General features: G+C 68.9%; 17 protein-coding genes, 1 pseudogene and 1 riboswitch. Of the genes and pseudogenes, 5 read left to right on the top strand and 13 right to left on the bottom strand.

Translation table 11 applies throughout. From position 1 onward, the window contains the following. Nucleotides 1-27: 27 nt before the first annotated feature. Complete coding sequence (locus AB0D14_RS05560) at nucleotides 28-390, bottom strand: helix-turn-helix domain-containing protein (protein ID WP_362775367.1); 363 nt, start codon at nucleotides 388-390, stop codon at nucleotides 28-30. Nucleotides 391-581: 191 nt separating this feature from the next. On the opposite strand from AB0D14_RS05560, the gene AB0D14_RS05555 reads away from it, so the two are divergent. Continuing rightward, nucleotides 582-1,436: an SDR family oxidoreductase gene (locus tag AB0D14_RS05555; RefSeq protein ID WP_362775103.1), complete on the top strand. Its 855-nt coding sequence runs from the start codon at nucleotides 582-584 to the stop codon at nucleotides 1,434-1,436. Between the two features lie 227 nt (nucleotides 1,437-1,663). Further along, nucleotides 1,664-2,737, top strand: coding sequence for an EamA family transporter RarD (gene rarD, locus AB0D14_RS05550; protein ID WP_362775365.1), 1,074 nt, complete (start codon nucleotides 1,664-1,666; stop codon nucleotides 2,735-2,737). Here rarD and AB0D14_RS05545 read toward each other — a convergent pair. The 4 genes from AB0D14_RS05545 to AB0D14_RS05530 all read right to left on the bottom strand — a co-directional run bounded on the left by AB0D14_RS05545 (nucleotide 2,731) and on the right by AB0D14_RS05530 (nucleotide 6,514). Further along, nucleotides 2,731-3,981 (bottom strand): 4-hydroxybenzoate 3-monooxygenase, encoded by a 1,251-nt coding sequence (locus tag AB0D14_RS05545; protein WP_362775101.1) that lies wholly within the window; start codon nucleotides 3,979-3,981, stop codon nucleotides 2,731-2,733. The two genes, rarD and AB0D14_RS05545, sit on opposite strands and share 7 nt — an antisense overlap. A 56-nt stretch (nucleotides 3,982-4,037) precedes the next feature. Then, nucleotides 4,038-5,249, bottom strand: coding sequence for a transposase (locus AB0D14_RS05540; RefSeq protein WP_362775098.1), 1,212 nt, complete (start codon nucleotides 5,247-5,249; stop codon nucleotides 4,038-4,040). Further along, the gene (tnpA, locus tag AB0D14_RS05535; protein WP_362775095.1) at nucleotides 5,233-5,712 is read right to left on the bottom strand and encodes an IS200/IS605 family transposase; all 480 of its coding nucleotides are present in this window, start codon (nucleotides 5,710-5,712) and stop codon (nucleotides 5,233-5,235) included. The genes AB0D14_RS05540 and tnpA overlap by 17 nt, the downstream gene beginning before the upstream one ends. Nucleotides 5,713-5,878: 166 nt before the next feature. After that, the gene (locus AB0D14_RS05530) at nucleotides 5,879-6,514 is read right to left on the bottom strand and encodes a CGNR zinc finger domain-containing protein (RefSeq protein WP_362775092.1); all 636 of its coding nucleotides are present in this window, start codon (nucleotides 6,512-6,514) and stop codon (nucleotides 5,879-5,881) included. Nucleotides 6,515-6,593: 79 nt separating this feature from the next. Here AB0D14_RS05530 and AB0D14_RS05525 point away from each other — a divergent pair, with 79 nt between their 5' ends. Both AB0D14_RS05525 and AB0D14_RS05520 read left to right on the top strand, forming a co-directional pair. Beyond that, complete coding sequence (locus AB0D14_RS05525) at nucleotides 6,594-7,037, top strand: VOC family protein (RefSeq protein WP_362775363.1); 444 nt, start codon at nucleotides 6,594-6,596, stop codon at nucleotides 7,035-7,037. A gap of 264 nt (nucleotides 7,038-7,301) precedes the next feature. Next, nucleotides 7,302-8,243, top strand: coding sequence for a M28 family metallopeptidase (locus AB0D14_RS05520; protein ID WP_362775090.1), 942 nt, complete (start codon nucleotides 7,302-7,304; stop codon nucleotides 8,241-8,243). A 182-nt stretch (nucleotides 8,244-8,425) separates the two neighbouring features. Here AB0D14_RS05520 and AB0D14_RS05515 read toward each other — a convergent pair whose 3' ends face one another. The 5 genes from AB0D14_RS05515 to AB0D14_RS05495 form a co-directional block, all read right to left on the bottom strand. Continuing rightward, on the bottom strand, nucleotides 8,426-9,376 hold the full coding sequence (locus AB0D14_RS05515; protein ID WP_362775087.1) for an ABC transporter permease: 951 nt from the start codon (nucleotides 9,374-9,376) through the stop codon (nucleotides 8,426-8,428). Then, complete coding sequence (locus tag AB0D14_RS05510; protein WP_362775361.1) at nucleotides 9,363-10,343, bottom strand: ABC transporter ATP-binding protein; 981 nt, start codon at nucleotides 10,341-10,343, stop codon at nucleotides 9,363-9,365. The genes AB0D14_RS05515 and AB0D14_RS05510 overlap by 14 nt, the downstream gene beginning before the upstream one ends. Before the next feature lie 131 nt (nucleotides 10,344-10,474). Next, the gene (locus AB0D14_RS05505) at nucleotides 10,475-11,716 is read right to left on the bottom strand and encodes a DUF2092 domain-containing protein (RefSeq protein ID WP_362775085.1); all 1,242 of its coding nucleotides are present in this window, start codon (nucleotides 11,714-11,716) and stop codon (nucleotides 10,475-10,477) included. A 339-nt stretch (nucleotides 11,717-12,055) separates the two neighbouring features. Further along, entirely contained in the window at nucleotides 12,056-13,087 is a 1,032-nt protein-coding gene (locus tag AB0D14_RS05500) for a CHRD domain-containing protein (protein ID WP_362775083.1), read from the bottom strand. Between the two features lie 149 nt (nucleotides 13,088-13,236). Beyond that, nucleotides 13,237-14,247 (bottom strand): polyprenyl synthetase family protein, encoded by a 1,011-nt coding sequence (locus AB0D14_RS05495; protein WP_362775080.1) that lies wholly within the window; start codon nucleotides 14,245-14,247, stop codon nucleotides 13,237-13,239. Between the two features lie 1,275 nt (nucleotides 14,248-15,522). Continuing rightward, nucleotides 15,523-15,685, top strand: a riboswitch (cyclic di-AMP (ydaO/yuaA leader). A gap of 4 nt (nucleotides 15,686-15,689) precedes the next feature. Here AB0D14_RS05495 and AB0D14_RS05490 point away from each other — a divergent pair. After that, nucleotides 15,690-16,412, top strand: coding sequence for a LysM peptidoglycan-binding domain-containing protein (locus tag AB0D14_RS05490; protein ID WP_362775078.1), 723 nt, complete (start codon nucleotides 15,690-15,692; stop codon nucleotides 16,410-16,412). A gap of 125 nt (nucleotides 16,413-16,537) precedes the next feature. Here AB0D14_RS05490 and AB0D14_RS05485 read toward each other — a convergent pair. The 3 genes and pseudogenes from AB0D14_RS05485 to AB0D14_RS05475 form a co-directional block, all read right to left on the bottom strand. Then, nucleotides 16,538-17,338 (bottom strand): annotated as a pseudogene (locus tag AB0D14_RS05485) (HAD family hydrolase); the annotation flags it as partial. Between the two features lie 214 nt (nucleotides 17,339-17,552). Beyond that, on the bottom strand, nucleotides 17,553-18,818 hold the full coding sequence (locus AB0D14_RS05480) for an FAD-dependent oxidoreductase (RefSeq protein WP_362775075.1): 1,266 nt from the start codon (nucleotides 18,816-18,818) through the stop codon (nucleotides 17,553-17,555). Nucleotides 18,819-18,918: 100 nt separating this feature from the next. Further along, nucleotides 18,919-20,169: an ATP-grasp domain-containing protein gene (locus AB0D14_RS05475; protein ID WP_362775074.1), complete on the bottom strand. Its 1,251-nt coding sequence runs from the start codon at nucleotides 20,167-20,169 to the stop codon at nucleotides 18,919-18,921. Nucleotides 20,170-20,224 lie beyond the last annotated feature (55 nt).

The raw sequence follows: 20,224 nt of genomic DNA, 5'->3' as shown, positions 1-20,224 counted from the left end.
CCGATCCCGCTCCTGTTCCTGTCCGTGTCAGGACCGGGCCTCGTCGTACGCCTTGCGGGCCTTCTCCACGTCGTCCATCCGGTTCTCGGTCCACAGCGCCAGGGCGAGGACCTGTTCGGCGGCCTCGCGGCCCAGGTCGGTGAGTGAGTAGTCGACGCGCGGCGGGATGACCGGCTTGGCGTCCCTGTGCACGAGCCCGTCGCGCTCCAGGGTCTGCAGGGTCTGGGTGAGCATCTTCTCGCTGACCCGGCCGATCGCCCGGCGCAGCTCGCTGAAGCGGTACGAGCGCTCCCTGAGCTCGATCAGGACGAGGACGCCCCAACGGCTGGTGACGTGCTCCAGAACGAGGCGGTACGGGCACATCTCCTCGCCGACGACGTACCCCAGCATCGCGCTCACCCTTGTGCTTGCCGCCGCGGGCGCCGGGGCCGACGTCGTCCTCGCCGCTGCGCCGGTTGCCGCGTTCACTGCCGGGGTGCTTACGTCCATGCCGGTACCTTACTTCAAAGTGGGTACTTTCGAATAGATAGTGCACTCCGTATGGTGAGTGAGTACCTACCTCACAAGGAGTTGTTTCCACCATGAGCATTGTCGTCACCGGAGCTACCGGACACCTCGGCAAGCACGTCATCGAGGGACTGCTGGAGAAGGTCCCGGCCGACCAGGTCACCGCCGTCGTCCGCAGCGAGGCGAAGGCCGCGGACTTCGCCGCCCGCGGGGTGCGGATCGCGGTCGCCGACTACAACACTCCCGAGACCTTCGACGGAGTCTTCTCCGCCGGCGACAAGGTGCTGCTCATCTCGGGCAACGAGTTCGACAAGGGCCGGGTCGCCCAGCACAAGGTCGTCCTCGACGCCGCCGCGGCCGCCGGTGTCTCGCTCCTCGCCTACACCAGCGCTCCCGGCAGCCTGACCGCCGCGCTGGCCGACGACCACCGGGACACCGAGGCCGCGATCCTGGAGTCCGGCCTGACGTACGCCCTGCTGCGCAACGGCTGGTACAACGAGAACTACACCGAGAACCTGGCCCCGGTCCTGGAACACGGCGCCGTCGTCCAGGCAGCCGGCGAAGGCAGGGTCTCCGGAGCCTCCCGCGCGGACTACGCGGCCGCCGCCGTGGCCGTACTGACCGGCGAGGGCCACGAGAACAAGACGTACGAGCTGGGCGGCGACACGGCGTTCGACTTCACCGAGTACGCCGCTGCGGTGTCGAAGGCGTCCGGCAAGGAGATCGCGTACAACGACGTCCCGGCCGAGGTGTTCAAGGGCATCCTGACCGGCGCCGGGCTGCCCGAGCCGTTCGCCGCGATCCTGGCCGGCGTGGACGAGTCCATCGCGAAGGGCGAGCTGGTCATCACCAGCGGCGACCTGTCCCGGCTGACCGGCCGGCCGACCACGCCGATCGCGGAGTCGGTCGCGGCCGCGCTCAAGGGCTGAGCCCCTCCCCCAGGTTCGGGTCCGGGCCGTCTCCCAGGTCCGGGTCCAGGCCCCGAACGAGCACCCCCGCCTGTCATGACCGTATGCCGATACGGACATGACACGCGAGGGTGCTTGGCGCTACCTTCTTGGAGGCTGCACGTGGCTCGGACGCCGCGGGATCCTCGGCCGGGTGAGATGGACAAGAAGGAGAGGCCGTGCCGGTGGAGTCCAAGGGCGAGCCGCCCATAGGTCCGGAGTCCAAGGGCGAACAACGGATCGGTCTGCTGAACGGCTTCGCGGCCTACGGCATGTGGGGGATCGTTCCCCTCTTCTGGCCGCTCCTCGAACCCGCCGGCGCCGGGGAGATCCTCGCCCACCGCATGGTCTGGTCGCTCGGCTTCGTGCTCATCGCCCTCGCCGTGACGCGTCGCTGGGCCTGGGCCGTGCCTCTACTGCGGCAGCCGCGCAGGCTGGGCCTGATCACCGTCGCCGCGTCCGTCATCACCATCAACTGGGGCGTCTACATCTGGGCCGTGAACACCGGCCACGTGGTGGAGGCGTCCCTCGGTTACTTCATCAACCCGCTCGTCACCATCGCGATGGGCGTCCTGCTCCTCAAGGAGCGGCTGCGCCCCGCGCAGTGGGCGGCGGTCGGCATCGGCTTCGCCGCGGTGCTCGTGCTGACCGTCGGATACGGTCAGCCGCCGTGGATCTCCCTGTGCCTCGCCTTCTCGTTCGCCACGTACGGGCTGGTGAAGAAGAAGCTCAACCTCAGCGGGCTGGAGTCGCTGGCCGCGGAGACCGCGATCCAGTTCCTGCCCGCGCTCGGCTATCTGCTGTGGCTGTCGTCCCAGGGGGACGCGACCTTCGGTGGCGAGGGCGCCGGACATGCTGCGCTGCTGGCCGCGACCGGTCTGGTGACCGCCCTGCCGCTCGTGTGCTTCGGCGCGGCGGCGATCCGGGTGCCGCTGTCCACGCTGGGGCTGCTGCAGTACCTGGCGCCGGTGCTGCAGTTCCTGCTCGGCATCCTGTACTTCCACGAGGCCATGCCTCCCCAGCGGTGGGCCGGGTTCGCTCTGGTGTGGGCCGCGTTGTCCCTGCTGACGTGGGATGCGCTGCGGACGGCCCAGCGGTCGAGGACGGTCCTGCGGAACGCGGCAGCCGCTGCGGCCTCAGCAACCGCGGAGGCCGCAACGGAGGCTGCGGGTACGGGTACAGGTACGGCTACAGGTACGGATTGGGCTGCGGATACGGCTGCGGATGCGTCCGCCGGAACATCCGCCGGAACATCCGCCGAGATGGAACTCGGCCGTCAGTAGTCGGTGTCCTTGCCGAGGAACAGTTCGGCGAAGCCGGCCGCGGCGGCGGGCGAGCCGAGGGTCCGCCGCAGCCGTGCCCTCGCTACGCCCGCGCGGAACGGATCGCCGGACGAGGCGCCGTGGTACACCTCGGAGAGCCACTGCGAGAACTCCTGGTACTGCCACACCCGTCGCAGACACGCCGCCGAGTAGCCGCGCAGCCCGCTCTCGTCCCCCTTGCCGTAGTGGGCCACGAACGCGTCGCCGAGCAGGAGTGAGTCGTGGATCGCGAGGTTCATGCCCTTCGCGCCGATCGGCGCGAGCAGATGGGCCGAGTCCCCCGCCAGGTACAGCCGCCCGTACGCCATCGGCTCGACCACGTAGTTGTGCATGGCCAGGACCCGCTTCTCGATGAGCTTGCCCTCGATGAGCGGCGGGGCCCCGTCCGCCGCGAGCCGTTCGTGCAGCTCGGACCACACGCGTTCGTGCGACCAGTTGTCCGGATCGTCGCCGGGCGGGCATTCGAGGTAGTAGCGGGTGACCTGCGGGCTGCGGGCCATGTGACCGGCGAACCCGCGCGGATGGATACCGAAGACAACACAGTCGGAGGACGGGGGCGCCTCGGCGAGCAGTGCCAGCCAGCCGACGCCGAAGTCGTGCCGGGCGATCGTGACGTGTTCCGACGGCAGACAGTCCCGGGTCACACCGCGTGCACCGTCGCAGCCCGCTATGAAATCGCAGTCGAGCCGGACGCGTTCACCCGTCCGGGGATCCGTGTACGCCACCGAGGGCCGGTCCGTGTCGATCCCGGCCGGCTCGACGTCGCGGACGCCGAAGCGGATGTCGCCGCCGCGGACGTCCGCATACTCACGCACCAGGTCCGTCACCAGGAGCGGCTGCGGATAGACGAAGTGGCGCTGGCCCGACACATCCGCGTACGGGAACCTGTGGTGCTCCCCCGCGAGCCGGAACTCGCACTCGGTGTGCACCACGGTGTTCTGCAGCAGCCTGTCCGCGAGGCCCCGCCCGTCCAGCGCGCGGACCGCCCACTCCTCCAGGAAACCCGCGCGCGGTCGCTGCTCGACGAACTCCCTGCTCTCGTTCTCCAGCACCACGCAGTCCACGGAGGCGGCCCGCAGGATGTTGGCCAGGGTGAGCCCGGCGGGTCCGGCACCCACGACGACGACGCTGGTGCGCTGCGGAGTGACAGGCTGTGGGGTGGCGGGCTGCGAGGTGGCAGACGGGACGGAGGCGTCAGCGGTCATGCGAACAGTGTGACTCCTCCCCTCGGATAAATCCGGGGGGCTTCTCCTGTCGGTGGCTAGGCCACGTCGGGAAGGACCAGCCCGGCCCTGATGGCGATGTTGAGCGCACCGACGTGGTCGGCGTTGGCGGTGTGTCCGCACCAGGTGCACTCGAACTTCTCTTGCGTGGTGCGGTTCTCCGCGCTTACGTGCCCGCAGGCGGGGCAGGTGCGGGAGGTGTTGCGGGGGTCCACCGGGATCAGTACACGACCGGCGCTTTCAGCCTTGTGCGCGAGAATGCCCAGGAACACCCCCCAACCCGCGTCGTGGATGCTCTTGTTCAGCCCGGCTTTGGCCGCCGCGCCGTTCGGCAGGAAGCTGCCGGGCTGCCCCGGGTCGGCCTTGGGCTCGGGGGCGCGGACCATGTTGGCGATGCTCAGGCGCTCGTGTGCGATCGTGTCGTAGTCGCGGACCATCTCAAGCGCGGTCTTGTGCGCGTAGTCGGTGCGCTGACGGCTCACCTTGCGGTGCAGCCCCGCGACTTTCCCGACCGCGCGCCGATGCCTGGCGGTGCGGTTCTCATGCTTGCGGCGGGGGAACGTCTTGAGGGCGCGCTGCGCGTCGGCGAGGGCATCGGCGTTGCGCTTGCCGTGCCTGGGGTTGCGCAGGTGCACGCCCTCGGAGGTGGTCAGGAAATGAGCTACGCCCATGTCGATTCCGGTCACCGCGCCGGTTGAGGGGAGTGGTTCGGCGGGCACCTCGTCGCAGGCAAGGACCACGTACCACTGCCGTCCCTCGCGTTTGACTGAGACCGTCTTGACCCGGCCGCGCACAGGGCGGTGCTGGTGTACGCGGACGTGTCCGACGCCTTGCAGGCGGACGCGGGTGACCGGGTCGTGCGGCGTGCTGTCCCAGCGGCAGCCGTCCCCGTCCTTGGGGAACTCCACCGCGTCGAACCAGTTGACCCCACGAAAACGCGGATAGCCAGGAATTTCCCCGGACTTGACCCGGCGAAAGAACGCCTGCATCGCCTTGTCCAGGCGGCGCAGCGTCGCCTGCTGTGAGCTGAACGACCAGCGTCCCTGACGCTCCGGGTCGAACGCCCGGATGTCCTTGAGCTGCGCGGACTGCATGCCGTACTTGATGCTGGTCTTCGAGCTGTGCCGGTAGGCGTCGCGGCGTTCCTGCAGAGCCCCGTTGTAGAGCGAACAATGGTCGGCCAGTATCGCGGTCAGCGCGGCGCCCTGGCTCACGGTGGGACGGAGGAGGAACTTATACGCGCGGTGCACGATCGGCCTCCTCCTTCTGCCGCTTGGTCCAGGGGCGTTCCCACTGGGTGTCGATGTACTTCTCCACCGTGTCCGCGCTGACCGCGCCAGCCGAGGCGGCGAAGAACGACGACGACCACAGCGTCGGCATGCTCGACTTCAGATGCGGGAACTCCTGCCGGAGCACGCGTGAGGTGAAACCCTTGAACTGGTTCGCCACGTACGAGGCGGAAGCCTTCGGCTCGTGCTTGACGAACAGGTGGACGTGATCGGGCATCACCTCAAGGACGATGATCTCCCAGCCCTTCTCGGCGGCCTTCGCCTCGATCAGCTCACGCAGCCGGACCGCGACCCGGCCACCGAGGACCCGGCGGCGGTACTTCGGACACCACACCACGTGCAGCCCCAAGTCGTACACACCGCCAGAATACTGGCGAACCCTCCGTGTCACAGTCACGACGATCACTATACACGTGACACACATCTAGTCATCCAGGCCTGCTGTTGGGCCGGGTCGGCTGGCCTCCGAGGATGGTGGAGGTGGGGGGAAGTGTCGGGAATGCCGGAGAGGGGTGGCCACGACCCAATCGCTGGCGACCTGGACGGAGACACATCAAGGGGGCGAGCAAGTGCGGCGGGGGCAAGAACCGTCAGTCGTCCCCCTCGGCCCGGCGGGCCCGATGCGTCCGCACCTTGTGGAGGTTGCCGCAGTGCTCCATCGCGCACCAGCGCCGACGCCCGGGCCGTGACGTGTCGACGAACAACAGTTGGCAATTACCGGACCCGCACTCCCTGAAACGGTCCGCGTACGGCCCGGTGAGGAGTTCGACCGCCTCACGGGCGACGGTCGCCAGCAGCCGGGGGACGGTCGCACCCGGCGCCCAACCGCGTGAACCGTCCGGCTCGATACGGGCGGCGAGCGGCGCCCCGGCCGCGACCGCGTTGACGATGTCGAGTTCACGGGCTCCCGCGGGCCGGCCATGAGCGCGGTCGGCGATGACCTGGAAGAGCGCGTCGCGCAGGGCTCGTGTTTGCGCCAACTCCCGCTCTGTCACCGTTATTTCGAGGCCACCCGGCAAGCGGCTCCGCTCCACCCAGCGCAGCAGGTCCGCGGGTTCGTGCAACGCCTCGAAGCGCGCGAACTCCCCCGGCCCGCCCGTCGTCAGGAGCTCCGTGCACAGCGCCCCCGCGTCGAAGAGGTACCGCTTACCGCCGTACGACACGAGAGGCAGTCCGGGCGACTTGCTTGTCCGCTCACTCACGTAACCACTATAACTGGTTACCATGACACAGGCCTCCTCACCTCAGTCGGTACCCGCGTCCGCACCCGGCCCCACGCCTGCCCCCATCTCCGACCCCGCGCCCCTGCACTGGAAACTCGTCGTCGACACCGCCGACCCGCACGCCCAGGCGGATTTCTGGGGTGCCGCCCTCGGTTACCTGGTCGAGGACCACAGCGCGCTGATCGAGCGTCTGCTGAGTCTCGGCGCGGTACCTCCCGAACTCGTCGTCGAGTCGCACGGCCGCCACGCGTGGCGGGACGCGACGGGAGTACGGCATCCTCAGGACCCGTACGAGAAGGAGAGCGGGACGGGGCTCGGGCGGCGGCTGCTCTTCCAGCGCGTACCGGAGCCGAAGACCGTGAAGAACCGGCTGCACATCGACCTGCACACCAAGGGCAGCAAGCGGGAGGCGGAGGTCGCGCGGCTGACCGGGCTGGGGGCGACGGTCATCCGGGAGGTGAAGGAGCCGTCCGGCGAGTGGGTGGTGATGGCGGACCCGGAGGGCAACGAGTTCTGCCTCCACTGACGCACCACGATCCGCATACCGGCGGCACTCGCAGTGACCGCGGCGATCGTCGACCGGCGCACGTCAGGAACGCCGAGAACCACGGGAACGTCAAGAACCACGGGAACGCCAGGAACGCCAGGGCCATCAGGAACGCCGGCTATCCGTTATGCGAACACGGCTGACCGAATTGTGCTCTTGACGGGACGTCAGCCTCAGCTTCACCATCAGGCACTCATTTCCGCAGGGATTCCAAGGAATCCAAAGGAATTCGGAGCCCCCCACATGAAGCTCTCCATTCCCGGACGCGCCACGGGTGCCGCCGCGCTGGCGTTCGCCGCGTTGCTCACCACGAGCGCGATAGCCGACGCCGCGCCCGCACGCGTGGCCGCCGCACCGGACATACCCGTGGCCAACGTCAAGGCCCACCTCGCACAGCTGCAGTCCATAGCCACCGCCAACGGCGGCAACCGCGCCCACGGCCGCACCGGCTACAAGGCCTCCCTCGACTACGTGAAGGCCAAGCTGGACGCGGCCGGCTTCACCACCACCATCCAGCAGTTCACCTCCTCCAGCCGGGTCGGCTACAACCTGATCGCCGACTGGCCCGGCGGCGACGCCAACCAGGTCGTCATGGCGGGCTCCCACCTCGACAGCGTCACGGCGGGGGCCGGCATCAACGACAACGGGTCGGGTTCGGCGGCCGTCCTGGAGGCCGCGCTCGCCGTGTCCCGGACGCAGTACCAGCCCACGAAGCACCTTCGGTTCGCCTGGTGGGGAGCGGAGGAGCTGGGCATGGTCGGCTCGCGCTACTACGTCAACAGCCTCTCCACCGCCAACCGCGCGAAGATCAGCGGCTATCTGAACTTCGACATGATCGGGTCACCGAACCCGGGCTACTTCGTCTACGACGACGACCCGACCATCGAGAAGACCTTCAAGAACTACTTCACCGGTCTCGGCGTCGCGACCGAGATCGAGACCGAGGGCGACGGCCGCTCGGACCACGCCTACTTCAAGAATGCGGGCATCCCCGTCGGCGGCCTCTTCACCGGCGCCGAAACCACCAAGTCCACGGCCCAGGCCGCCAAGTGGGGCGGCACGGCGGGCGTGGCGTTCGACCGCTGCTACCACTCCTCGTGCGACACGACGACCAACATCAACGACACCGCCCTCAACCGCAACAGTGACGCGCTCGCGTACGCGGTGTGGGAGCTGTCGAAGTAGACCTGATCCAGGGACCGGGCCGGGTCCAGAGAGCGGGCCGGGTCCAGAGACCGGCCCGCTCGCGGGGTAGCCGACGACTGCATGCGTGCGCACATACCGCATACGCATGCAGTCGCTCCTCCTCCGCAGCGACAGCGGCAGCGGCAGCGAGCCCGGAGACGTACTGACCGGCTTCCGTCGCCCTACGCGGTGATGTCCTTCGTCGTGAACCGCGCCCAGGCCGCCGTGCCGAACACCGCCGCGTACAACGCCTGGAGTTCGAGGTTGCGGATCAGGTCGTCCCAGTAGACGGGATCGCGCATGAGGTCGGCGAAGGACAGCCAGTAGTGCGAGAAGAAGTACGGCTGCAGCGCGTGGAGCTGGGGTATCTGGTCGAGGATCTGCACGGTGATGAGCAGGCCGACGGTCGTCGCCATCGCCGCGATCCCGCTGTTCGTCAGGGTCGAGACGAACAGGCCCAGCGCCGCGACCCCGATCAGTGACGCGGCGACGATCAGCGCGATCAGCAGCGCCCGGGCCAGCCCCTCGCCGAAGCTGATGCGCGTGCCGGAGATCGTCGTCACCTCGCCCAGCGGGAACAGGAGCGCGCCCACGATGAGTGCCGAGGTCGCCACGACGAGTGTCGCGATGACGCAGAAGGCCAGCGTGGTCGCGTACTTGGTGACCAGCAGACGCGTACGCCCAGCCGGGGCGACCAGCAGATAGCGCAGTGTCCCCGCGTTGGCCTCGCCCGCTATCGCGTCGCCCGCGACGACGCCGACCGCCATCGGCAGGAAGAACGGCAGCGTGGCGGCCAGCGCGGTGAACACCAGGAACAGTCCGTTGTTGGTGATCTGCGCGATGAACGCCGGCCCCTCGCCCCCGCCGCCTCCGGCGGACGACCCGTCGCTCGTCTCGACCTTGATCGCGATGCCGACCAGCACCGGCACGGCGGCGAGCACCCCGAGCAGCGCGATGGTCCGCCAGCGGCGGAGCGTGGTGCTCAGCTCGTTGCGCAGCAGGCCGAGAGTCCACAGCGGGCTCGGCGCCCGTCCCGCGGCGGCCTTCCCAGCAGTCTTCTCCACGGCCTTCTCCGCGGCCTTCTCCGCGACCGTCTCCGCAGTCGGCGACTCGGCGGCCTCAGCCCGCGACATCGAATCCCTCCCCTGTGAGCGCCACGAACGCGTCTTCGAGCGAGGCCCTCTCGACCCCGAAGCCGCGGACTCGGACACCCGCCGTCACCAAGGCCGCGTTCACCTCGGCGAGATCGCGCTCCGGTGGATCGGCGCTCACCCGGTCCCCGGCGACCACGACATCACTCACGCCCTGTTCCTTCAGCACCCGGGCCGCGTCGCCCGGATCGGGCGTGGTCACGACGAGCCGGCCACGCGCGCCCGCCGCGAGCTCGGACACCGGGCCCTGGGTGATCAGCCGGCCCTGGGCCATCACCGCGGCGTGCGAGCAGACCTGCTCGATCTCGTCGAGCAGATGCGAGGAGAGGAACACGGTCGTGCCGTCCGACGCCAGCTCACGGATCAGTGCGCGGATCTCCCGCATCCCCTGCGGGTCGAGCCCGTTGGTCGGCTCGTCCAGCACGAGCAGTTTCCGGGGCTGGAGCAGCGCGGCCGCGAGCCCGAGCCGCTGTTTCATCCCCAGCGAGTAGGCCTTCGCCTTCTTGCCCGCGGCGGCCGTCAGCCCGACCCGGTCGAGTGCGGTCGCCACGCGCGTACGCCGGGTGCGCGGGTCGGCGGCCGGGTCTGCGGAGTCGTACCGCAGAAGGTTGTCGCGGCCGGAGAGGAAGCCGTAGAGAGCCGGTCCCTCGATGAGCGCGCCCACGTGCGGCAACACGGTTCGGGTGGCGCGTGGCATGGGCCTGCCCAGTACGCGTGCCGTCCCCGAGGTCGGCTCGATCAAACCCATGAGCATTCTGATGGTGGTCGTCTTCCCGGAGCCGTTCGGCCCGAGGAAGCCGAAGACGCTGCCTGCCGGGACGGCCAGGTCGAGGCCGTCGACGGCGAGCTGTCCGCCGCGGTAGCGCTTGGTGAGCGCGCGGGTGGCGATCACGGTGTCGCTCGTATCGCCCGTGTCCCCCTTGCCACCCGTGTCGCCCGCATCCGCCATGTCGCCGTCCGCGGTGGACAGTTCCGCCATCGACTCCCTCAATCCGCCGTGCCGTCGAGGACCGCTGCTCGGCCCCTTCCTGGCCCCTGCCCGAACGCTGCTGAACGCTGTTTCCAGGGGATCGGCAGGACCTACTTCGCCGCGTTGGCCGCCTTCACCAGCGCGTCCTTGGTGACCGCGCCCGCATAGACCTTGCCGTCGTCCGTGATCAGCGCGTTGACCAGGCGGGTCGAGAAGACCGTGCCCGAGCCGAACTTGCCGCTCACGTGGTCGCCCAGCGAGTCCAGGAAACGGCCCGCGTCGCCCGCGCCGGAGTTCTCCGACGGCATGCCCTTGCCGCCTCCGGTGTCGAACCGGGCTATGGAGCTCCAGCCCTCACCGATGACGTTCAGGCCCTCGAACCCCTTGCCCAGGTCCTCGCTGCCCTCGGGATGCGCCTTGTGCCCCTTGCCCGCCCGGCCCTCGGACTTCAGCTCGTCGCCCTCGGTGACCTTCGCGCCCTTCGGCGGGCTGAAGTCGAAGGTGGACGCGGACGGCTTGGAGAAGTCGACCTCGGTGAAGCCCGCGTCGATGACGGCCGCGCCACCGCTCGCCGGGGTGAGCGTGAACTTCAGCGGCAGACCGGTCTTCGCGTCCACGGCGATGGAGATCGCGCCGACCGTCGACCCGGACTGCTTCGGCTTGATCAGCAGCTTGTAGGCGTCCCGGCCGGCGACCTGCGCCGTACCGTCGACGGTCACGGACGTCGTGTCGTCGGCCGCCTTCAGCGCCTCGTCGGCCAGCTCCTTGGGCGTGGCCGGCACGTCCTCGGACCTGCCCTTCGTCCCCTTCCCGGCGGAACCGGAGGGGGCGTCCTTCATGTGGTACGCCTCGTTCGACGCGCTGTCGTACGCCCACACGTCGCCGCCGTTGTGGATCACGCTGTACTCGGCGGCCTTGTCGAGGAGCGACAGCTTCTGCTTGTCCTCGCCGTCGGCCGCGACCCGCAGCGTGTGCGTACCGGACGCCAGTTCCATCAGTTTGGACGACGGGTCCGCGGACGAGCCCGAGCCGTCGCGCCCGCCGCCCGTCGCGCCGCCCAGGCTGCTCTCCAGGCCGCCGAGGTCCGGCAGGCCCAGGTCCGTACTGATCTTCACCGTGCCGGACAACTGCTGTACGTCCGAAGCGGCGATCTTCTCGATGAGCTGCTGGGCGCTGACATCCGGCAGGTCGGGATCACCGGAACCCGCGAACGCCGGGACCAGCCCGATGGTCACCGCCGCCACCCCCACCACCGCAACGGGAACGACGTACCGCGCGGCTTTGCGCCGGCCGACGCGCATGTCGTCGGCCTCGTCCCCGGTCGTACTGTCGTCGGATTCGTACGGTGCCATGTGCCCTACCTCCGTCGTCGGCGGCGGCTTACCGTCCACGCACTCGTCCACCCCTGGCCGCCATTGTCACCCGAACTCCTGTGAAGTGGTGTTTCCCATTTGACCAAATCGGCCGTCGTTAAGCGTCAGACCTCGGAGCCAACTCCGCGTACACCTGCGGTATGACACGGGTGGACGGCGCCTCCCCCGACCCGTAGGGGTCGTGCGGGGGAAACGCCGTCCGTGTAACCCGGTAACCCGGCGAAGCGAGATGCAACCCTCTCAGAGGGCCCGAGGCCCACCGATCGGTCCGGGAGCCCGAGGCCCACCCGTGACCGGTGTGCCGTCAGGGAACCGGGCCTACCGGTTCACGAAGACGTAGTCCGCCCCGTACGGCACTCCTACGATCTTGCCCACCTTGCAGGAGCCGGCCGGAGCCACCCCGCCCACGGTGTTCAGCCGCAGAATCTCCGCGGTACCCGCGAGCAGACCCCGGTGCTTGCCGGACTGCGTGGCCCTGAGGTCCAGTTCGGGAATGTTCTTGTCGCCGTTCGGGGTCTTGGAGATCAGCGATCCGGTGACCGCGCTGCGATCGACCGCGATCCACTGCGGAGTCCCCGAGTTGGGCTTCACGAACGAGTGAGCGATGGGGCCGCCGAGCAGGGCGCGCACATCACGCTGCGCGAAGGCCGTGGTGCCGTCGGCCGACTTCTTGCACTCGTAGATCTGCTTGCCCTTGATGACGGAGGCCTGGAAGTTGTTCAGCGCGTGCCGGAAGCCGAAGCCCGTGGTGACCTTGTGCAGCTGGCCGCGGACGGCCCCGCCCGGGAACTCGGCGGTGTGCAGGTTGGCGTAGAAGCTGCCCGGATCGGCCTTCAGCTTGCCGAGCAGGGCGGCGTCCTTGACCTTGACCGTGCCGGTGACCGTGCGCCCCTCCGCGTTGTCGAGCAGCTTGGTGAAGTCGACCTTGACGCCGCCGTTGACCGCCTTGGCGCCCTGATGGATGTGGAGCATGATCGGCTTGCCGGTGCCCCGCCACTTGACGGCGACGGACACCTTGTCGCCCTTGACCTTGACGAACTCGAGCGCCGCGCCGTCCTTGTCGCCGACCGCGGGGCCGCCCTGGACCGGTACCTCGTTCGCGCCGTTCAGGCTGGCGGCGAGGATGGTGCCGCCCTTGCCGCCGGCGAGAGCGCCGCTCTGTACCTCGATGGACCGGTCACCGTGCCCCGCGTGACCCGTGCTCGTACTGGAGCTGGAACTCCTGTCGGCGCTCCCGCTGTGAGCGACCGCCGGGATGACGGCGGCGGCGACACCGGCCGCGGCGGCCACCGCGACACCGGACATGACGAGGCTCTTGCGACGCTGTGCGAACGTAACGATCGTCCCCATGATTCTTTTTCTCCCCGTAGTTCCGCCGACGCCCCCTGCGTCAGCTTCTGCACTGGATTACGGAACGAATCTCAGACTGGACTCATTCCAAGCATGTGACCTGCGTCACACAAAAGGGGAGATCCTGGAGAAGGGGAAAGACGTGCAGGTCAGCCCGCCCGGTGTACCACCGCGTCACACAGCTCCACCAGAGCCGCCTTCGCGTCACACTCCGGGAGCGGTGCCAACGTGGCGCGGGCGTCCTCCGCATACCGCACGGTGTCGCGGCGGGCCTGCTCCAGCGCGGGGTGGACGCGCAGCCTTGCCAGCGCCTCCGCATGCCGGGCGTCGTCCGTCAGGTCCGACGCGAGCAGTTCGGACAGGGCGATGTCCTCGGCGAGTCCCAGCCGCTTCACGCGCTCGTGCAGTCGCAGCACCGGCATCGTCGGAATGCCCTCGCGCAGATCGGTGCCCGGCGTCTTGCCGGACTCGCGCGAGTCGCTCGCGATGTCCAGCACGTCGTCGGCGAGCTGGAAGGCGACCCCGAGCCGCTCTCCGTACTGCGTCAGCACGTCGACGACTGTCTCGTCGGCGCCCGACATCATCGCGCCGAATCGTCCGGCCACGGCGATCAGTGAGCCGGTCTTGCCGCCCAGCACGTCCATGTAGTGGTCGACCGGGTCACGACCGTCACGCGGTCCGGCCGTTTCGAGGATCTGGCCGGTGACGAGCCTCTCGAAGGCCTCCGCCTGGATGCGTACGGCCTCGGGGCCCAGATCGGCCAGTATGTGCGAGGCACGGGCGAAGAGGAAGTCGCCGGTGAGGACCGCGACCGAGTTGCCCCAGCGGCTGTTGGCGCTGGGCACCCCGCGGCGCACGTCCGCCTCGTCCATCACGTCGTCGTGGTACAGCGTGGCGAGGTGGGTCAGCTCGACGACGACCGCCGAAGGCACGATGCCCGGCGCGTACGGGTCGCCGAACTGGGCGGCGAGCGTCACGAGCAGCGGCCGGAACCGCTTGCCGCCCGCACGCACGAGGTGCTGTGCGGCCTCCGTGATGAACGGGACCTCGCTCTTGGTGGCCTCGAGCAGTCCCTCCTCGACAGCTGCCAGTCCGGCCTGGACATCGGCTTCGAGAGCCTGGTCCCGCACGCTCAGCCCGAACGGCCCGACGACGGTCACGAGGGTCTCCTGTCTGCTGACGCTCTCAACGGCGGTCTCTGGATGCTCTGGGTGTGCTGCGTGCTGTGGGTGTTTGTCGATGTGTCGCTGCCGGCACTCAAGTCAGCGTATCCGGTCGTCTTTCGATCACGATGAGCGCCCGCCCGTCACCCGCCGCCACCCTGCCGGACACGCTCCACCTGGCCCCTTTTGCCCCGTCGGCCAGGCCGGGCCGTATTGGATCACAGGCGGCATGCTCTTGATCTGCTGATATGACTGATGCGACCGATACAGCTGATACATCATGAAAGAGTCACCCTTTTCAGGAAGTGTTGAATCCTGTCCCACTTCCTGCCGGGGCTCGGCGACATCCTCCGGAGACCTCCGGCCTGTCGGCCACCGTGAAGCCACCGAGGTGACATCCGCACGCATCCGCACACCCTCCCCCCACGAGACGATCCACGAGTGAACATCCGCGTTCCCCTCACAGACGGAACCAATGCTCTACGCGTCTCTCTACGCGCGTGTGCGTGACACCCGAAGCCCCACGCGCGCTCCACGCGCATGTGACGCCCCCTCACGAACGAACCCGTACCGGCTCCACTCCCGCCTCCGCGACGGGACCCCGACGACTCCTCACCCCTCGTCACCATCCCTCGCCACCCGAGGCGTCCTGGACCTGACAGGCCGTCACGGTCGCGACCGCGCGACTCCGTGAGAATCGGGCCCTACGAAGGATGCGCTTTTCGATACGAACTCGGCCCGGGCCGCGCTTTTCTGATGCACCTCCGCAGAACAATGCCTGGCTGTTTTCGTGCGGATGCCGATGAATTGACGCGCCAGCTCGATACCCGCTCACCGGGTCGACGACGAGCCCCGCCCCCTCTCACGAGCTCTCACGGGCTCACCACCCTGCGGCCGCGAAACCTCGCCATCCGACATCCAGAGCACCGGGCAAATCCCCCTCCTTTCGGGCATTCCGCGCCTCTCGCGCACCATAAGGCACCAGAACCCCCCAAAGGCGCGACTTGCCCGAATTGCTTATCGGTTTCCTTAATTAACCATCTGCGTCAGTGAATTGGGTCACGCCTGTCCGAAGTGATCGTTTCATAGTGCCCGTCGATTTCCGTTCACGGAAAGCAAGTTGAACTTTGCCTTCCGTATGGATCAAGGGATATTCGTCAGACAACGCAGGTCATGACCATCGCCGTGTGAATTCGGGGCTTGTTATCGGCATGTGCTCTCGCATACGTTCACGTCACTCCGGACGGATCGCCTAATCCTGCCGCCGACCGGAAAACCCAGCCACCCATTCACTCGCGTACGGCAGGAGCGGGGGACCCAGGTAAGCCGCCGGTCCGGATATCGGAACGGCTAGGGGTGTAATCGCGTACAGCACGCGGCCGGGCATCTCCCGCCCGAACCCGACAGCTCACCTCGCAGGCGCCGGAGAGGAATTCGTCATGTCCGCACGCGGTAAGCACCGCCGCCCCGGTAAGAGCACCCTCACCCGTGGCATCGTCGCCGCGGGAACGGGGGGTGCCGCGCTCGCGCTCCCCATCGTGGGGGCCACCGGCGCCCACGCCGCACAGCCGGCCCAGGCCGCCTCGGCCGCGGTCCCGCAGGTCTCGCTGGTCACGTACAAGGTGGTCGAGGGCGACACCCTCGCCAAGATCGCCAAGGCGCACACCACGGGCGACTGGAAGAAGCTGTACAAGGCCAACCGCGCGGTCATCGGTGACGACCCGGCGGCCATCCGCCCGGGCCTCAAGCTGACCGTGGGCACCAAGAACGCCAAGACCTCGGGGAAGACGGCCAAGGCGACCACGGCGTCCGCCGCCACCCCGGCCTCCGCGAAGACCTACACGGACGACCTCGACGGCTGGATCAGGGAGTCGCTCGACATCATGGCCCAGCAGGGAATCCCGGGCACCTACGACGGAATCCAGCGCAACATCATCCGCGAGTCGTCGGGCAACCCGCAGGCCATGAACAACTGGGACTCCAACGCGGTCGCCGGTACGCCGTCCAAGGGGCTCCTCCAGGTCATCGACCCGACCTTCACGGCGTACCACGTGACCGGCACGTCGCTGGACCCCTTCGACCCGGTCGCCAACATCACGGCGGCGTGCAACTACGCCGCCGCGAGGTACGGCTCGATCGACAACGTCTTCGGGGCCTACTGACCGGCGCCCGAACCGGTGCTCCGACCGACGCCCTGACCGGCCACCCGACCGGATTGCCGACCGGCCCCTCCAGCGGCTTGCCCGCCGGTACGGGGGCCCGTCGGCCGGTCGGCCCGGCCGACGGAGAACATCCGCTCCAGGACCACCGCGATGCCGTCGTCCTCGTTCGAGGAAGTGATCTCGTCGGCGACGGACTTGAGTTCGGGATGCGCGTTGGCCATCGCGACCCCGCGCGCCGCCCAGTCGAACATGGGGATGTCGTTGGGCATGTCCCCGAAGGCGACGGTCTGTGCCGCTGTCAGGCCCAGATGTCTGGCGGCAAGCGCCAGACCGGTCGCCTTCGTGATGCCGCATGGCTGAAGTTCGACGGTACCGGGGCCGGACATCGTGACGTTGGCGAGGGAACCGACCGCTCCACGCGCGGCGGACGCCAACTCGTCGTCGGAGAGCAGGGGATGACGCAGCAGCACCTTGCTGATGGGCTCCGTCCAGAGGTCGTCGCGGCGCAGCACCCGTACCGCCGGAAGCGTCGGGTGCGGCATCTCGTAGCCCGGCTCGATGAGTGTGAGGCCGTCGACCCCGTCCTGGTCGACGGCTGCGTACACCTCGCCGACCTCCGCCTCGATCTTGCCGAGAGCCACCTCGGCCAGCTCCCGTTCGAGGGTGATGGACCACACCATGCGGTCTGCGCCGGCGTCGTACAACTGGGCGCCCTGTCCGCACACCGCGAGCCCCTGGCTGCCCAGTTCGTCCAGGAGCGGACGCACGCGCGGAGCGGGGCGCCCCGTCACCACGAGGTGCCGGGCGCCTCTCCCGACCGCCATCCCCAGCGCGGCGCGTGACCGGTCCGAGAGGGTGTCGTCGCCGCGCAGCAGCGTCCCGTCCAGGTCAGTGGCGATGAGTGAATATGCAATCGGTGCGGCCATGATCAGAGAATACGGATCGAATGCCCCAGCGACTCGACGCGAACAGGACGTCGTACGGCACCTCGCCCATCTCACGCGTCACCGTACGGCCTGTCCGGTCACGGTAGTTCGGGCCGATCCCATGACATATCGGCCACCCTGCCGACCCGGTTCACGCCCCTTCTCCGTCCTCCCTCCCGCAGCCGTCCTCACCTTCCGCAGCCGTCCGCCGAGTTCAGCCGTGCCGTCTCGCCAGATGCCGGACCAGCCGCGGCGAGGCGAACTCGGTCCCGCACACGAACCGCATCACCGGGCCGTACGACGCGGCCGCCGGCAGTCCCGTGAAGTACAGCCCGGGCACGGAGGAGTTGAATCCGGCGCCCAGCCTCGGTGTCCCGCGGCTCACGGCCAGCCTCGTCCGCAGTTCGTGTCCGAGGAAGTCCATCGCGGCGAGGTCCACGCGATAGCCGGTGGCGGCGATGACGTGGTCCGCGGTGAGTTCCCGGACGCGGCCGCCGAGGCTCTGGACCGTGAGCGTCGGGCGCCCGTCCGTCGCCCCGGTGGCGCGATCGATTCGCGCCACCTCGCTCACCCGCACTTTCCCCTCGAACCGCTCGCGCAACCACCAGGCACCGAGGGGGCCCAGGACCCGACGGACGAGGAGGTGCCGGGCTCCCGGCGGCAGATAGCGGTACGGGTGGGGGTAGTACGTGAGGGCCCACAACGACCAGGCTCGCCCGAACGGCGACTCGGGTCGCAGGCGCGGCTGCTGCCATGGGGGCGCGCCGAAGGCGACAGACCCCTGACCGCGCGCCACCACGCGCACCTGTGCGCCTGCTTCCGCGGCGAGCGCCGCCGTCTCCAGGGCGGACTGGCCCGCGCCGACGACGATCAGTTCCCGGCCGGAGAACCGGGACAGGTCGTGCAGTTGCGAGCTGTGCGAGACGGGGCCCGTGGGCGACGGCCCGTCGGGCACGGCCGCGGCGAGTTCGAGGGGCAGGTGCGCCAGGCCTGACAGGCCGGTCGCGATGACGACCGCCCGCGCGGTGAACATCTCCCCCGAGTCCAGCTTGAGTTCGAAGCCCGCGGGGCCGTGTCCAACGCCGGGCCGGCCTCCGCGATGGCCTTCTCGGCGCCCGTCCCGGCGGTCGGCACGACGGTCGACCGAGACGACACGCACCCGCTCCAGCTCCGGAACGAGCTGCTGCCGGAACCATTCCCCGTACGCGACGAACGTCTCGACCGGGATGATGTCCTCGTCCGTGACGAGGCGGGGGACACCGGCCGCGTCGCAGTAGTCGACGAGGTTGTGCCCGTGCTGCGGGGCGTCGATGTTCGAGGCGGCCGGGGTCGACTTGAGAAGCATCCCCTCGGGCATGTTCGTCCGCCAGCTCACCATGGGTTCGCCGAACACCCGTACCGGAATGCCGCACGCTCTCAGATGTGCGGCGGTGGACAGGCCGAAAGGCCCGGCACCGATCACTGCCACCGGATCCATCACGAAGTCCCCTCCCCAGGACGCCACGGAACGCCACTGCGCTGTCTCGTGGTCACACACATGCGCCTTGCCACTGCTGCGGACCTGCTGTGACTGCCACGGGTCACCGGTGGCCCGGCGCCGCCCGGGCTTCGCGGCGGCCCGCCTGCCACAGGTGGTACAGATGCTTCGCGCCGGGCCGTACGAAGCGCGCGAGCATCGTGAAGAACGGCCGCAGGTCGTCCGCCGCCAGCCACGCCAGCTCCGTACCGCTCGGGTGGGCAGGGGCGTGCGGTGTCGTGTAGCCGCTGCGGCGGTACGCGAGCAGCGCCGGCAGGTCGATGTTCTCCACGATGTAGCGCCGGCCGGCGAGCTGTTCCCCCTCCGGAACGGGGCGGCCGGTCAGGTTCAGATGCAGGGCGCGGATGACATCGATCCCCGACTCGTTCTCGAAGAGCCTGAACTGAGCGCCCATCCGCGGATTGAAGTCGAGCAGTTTGTACTGGCCGTCGCGGCGGTCGAAGCGCAGGTCGAGGTCGATGACGCCGCTGAAGCCGATCTGTTTGATGAAACGCGCGGCGAGGTCCGCCAGTTCCGGATTGTCGACGACGTACGCGTTCGCCGTCATCCCCGCGTGTGGGGGCCAGGAGCGGACCTTGACGCCGGTGAAGATCGCGAGCGGCGTCGAGTCCGCGTCGAAGTAGGCGTGCACGATCCAGTCCTCCGCCTCCTCCCTGGGCAGATATTCCTGGAGGATCACACCGGGATGCTCGCCCCAGTCACGGGCGAGCCCCAACAGGCACTCAGGGGTGGCTATGCGGGTCGTCCCGTTCACGGCCGGCCGCGAACGGCGCACGAAGGCCTCGCGGTTCTTGGCCACGAGCGGGAACCTCGCCTTCGCCGCGAAGTCCTCGATCTCCTCGTACGACTCCGGGAAGGTGGCCTCCGGGCTGGGTACGCCGTGCTCGACACAGAGTTCGTGCAACCCCTGTTTGCTGGCCAGACGCCGCGGAAGCCCGGCTTCCACCCTCGGGAAAAGGAAGCCTCCCGCGAGCTCCGTCTGGTGCTCGGCGATCAGGACCGCCGCCTCCTCGTCGGTCGGGATCAGGACAGCAGGGCGGCCGATCCGGTGCCCGACACGCAACAGCCCCTCGACGAGCCGCTCCGGCTTCTCCGTCCCCGTGGTCGGCCAGACGAAGGCGCGCTGCAGATGGCGTGAGACCGCAGCGGGCGTGTACCTGTCCTCGGTGATCGCGTACATCGGCACACCAAGCCGTCCGAGGCTGCGGATCGCGCCGACCCCGCCGTGGTGCAGCGGATAGTGGCCGAACTTCACGATCAGGCCCGGTGTGTCCCGATCCAAGTGCAACGGCACACTGGCAGCGTTTACGGCCACGGGTCCCCCCACGTGTCCCACACATCTCTGGACC

This window comes from Streptomyces sp. NPDC048484 (assembly GCF_040651415.1).
In the GTDB taxonomy this organism is placed as follows: Bacteria; Actinomycetota; Actinomycetes; order Streptomycetales; family Streptomycetaceae; genus Streptomyces.
The sequence above is the reverse complement of the archived record's forward strand: the minus strand, read 5'-3'. Positions and strand labels throughout refer to the sequence as shown.

Excerpts from the sequence above, each read along its gene's own strand:
- AB0D14_RS05560 (WP_362775367.1), bottom strand. The coding sequence starts at position 390 with ATGCTGGGGTACGTCGTCGGCGAGGAGATGTGCCCGTACCGCCTCGTT.
- AB0D14_RS05490 (WP_362775078.1), top strand. The coding sequence starts at position 15,690 with ATGTCCGCACGCGGTAAGCACCGCCGCCCCGGTAAGAGCACCCTCACC.
- AB0D14_RS05520 (WP_362775090.1), top strand. The coding sequence starts at position 7,302 with ATGAAGCTCTCCATTCCCGGACGCGCCACGGGTGCCGCCGCGCTGGCG.
- AB0D14_RS05505 (WP_362775085.1), bottom strand. The coding sequence starts at position 11,716 with ATGGCACCGTACGAATCCGACGACAGTACGACCGGGGACGAGGCCGAC.
- AB0D14_RS05530 (WP_362775092.1), bottom strand. The coding sequence starts at position 6,514 with ATGGTAACCAGTTATAGTGGTTACGTGAGTGAGCGGACAAGCAAGTCG.
- AB0D14_RS05510 (WP_362775361.1), bottom strand. The coding sequence starts at position 10,343 with ATGGCGGATGCGGGCGACACGGGTGGCAAGGGGGACACGGGCGATACG.
- tnpA (WP_362775095.1), bottom strand. The coding sequence starts at position 5,712 with ATGTGTGTCACGTGTATAGTGATCGTCGTGACTGTGACACGGAGGGTT.
- AB0D14_RS05515 (WP_362775087.1), bottom strand. The coding sequence starts at position 9,376 with ATGTCGCGGGCTGAGGCCGCCGAGTCGCCGACTGCGGAGACGGTCGCG.
- AB0D14_RS05555 (WP_362775103.1), top strand. The coding sequence starts at position 582 with ATGAGCATTGTCGTCACCGGAGCTACCGGACACCTCGGCAAGCACGTC.
- AB0D14_RS05500 (WP_362775083.1), bottom strand. The coding sequence starts at position 13,087 with ATGGGGACGATCGTTACGTTCGCACAGCGTCGCAAGAGCCTCGTCATG.
- AB0D14_RS05545 (WP_362775101.1), bottom strand. The coding sequence starts at position 3,981 with ATGACCGCTGACGCCTCCGTCCCGTCTGCCACCTCGCAGCCCGCCACC.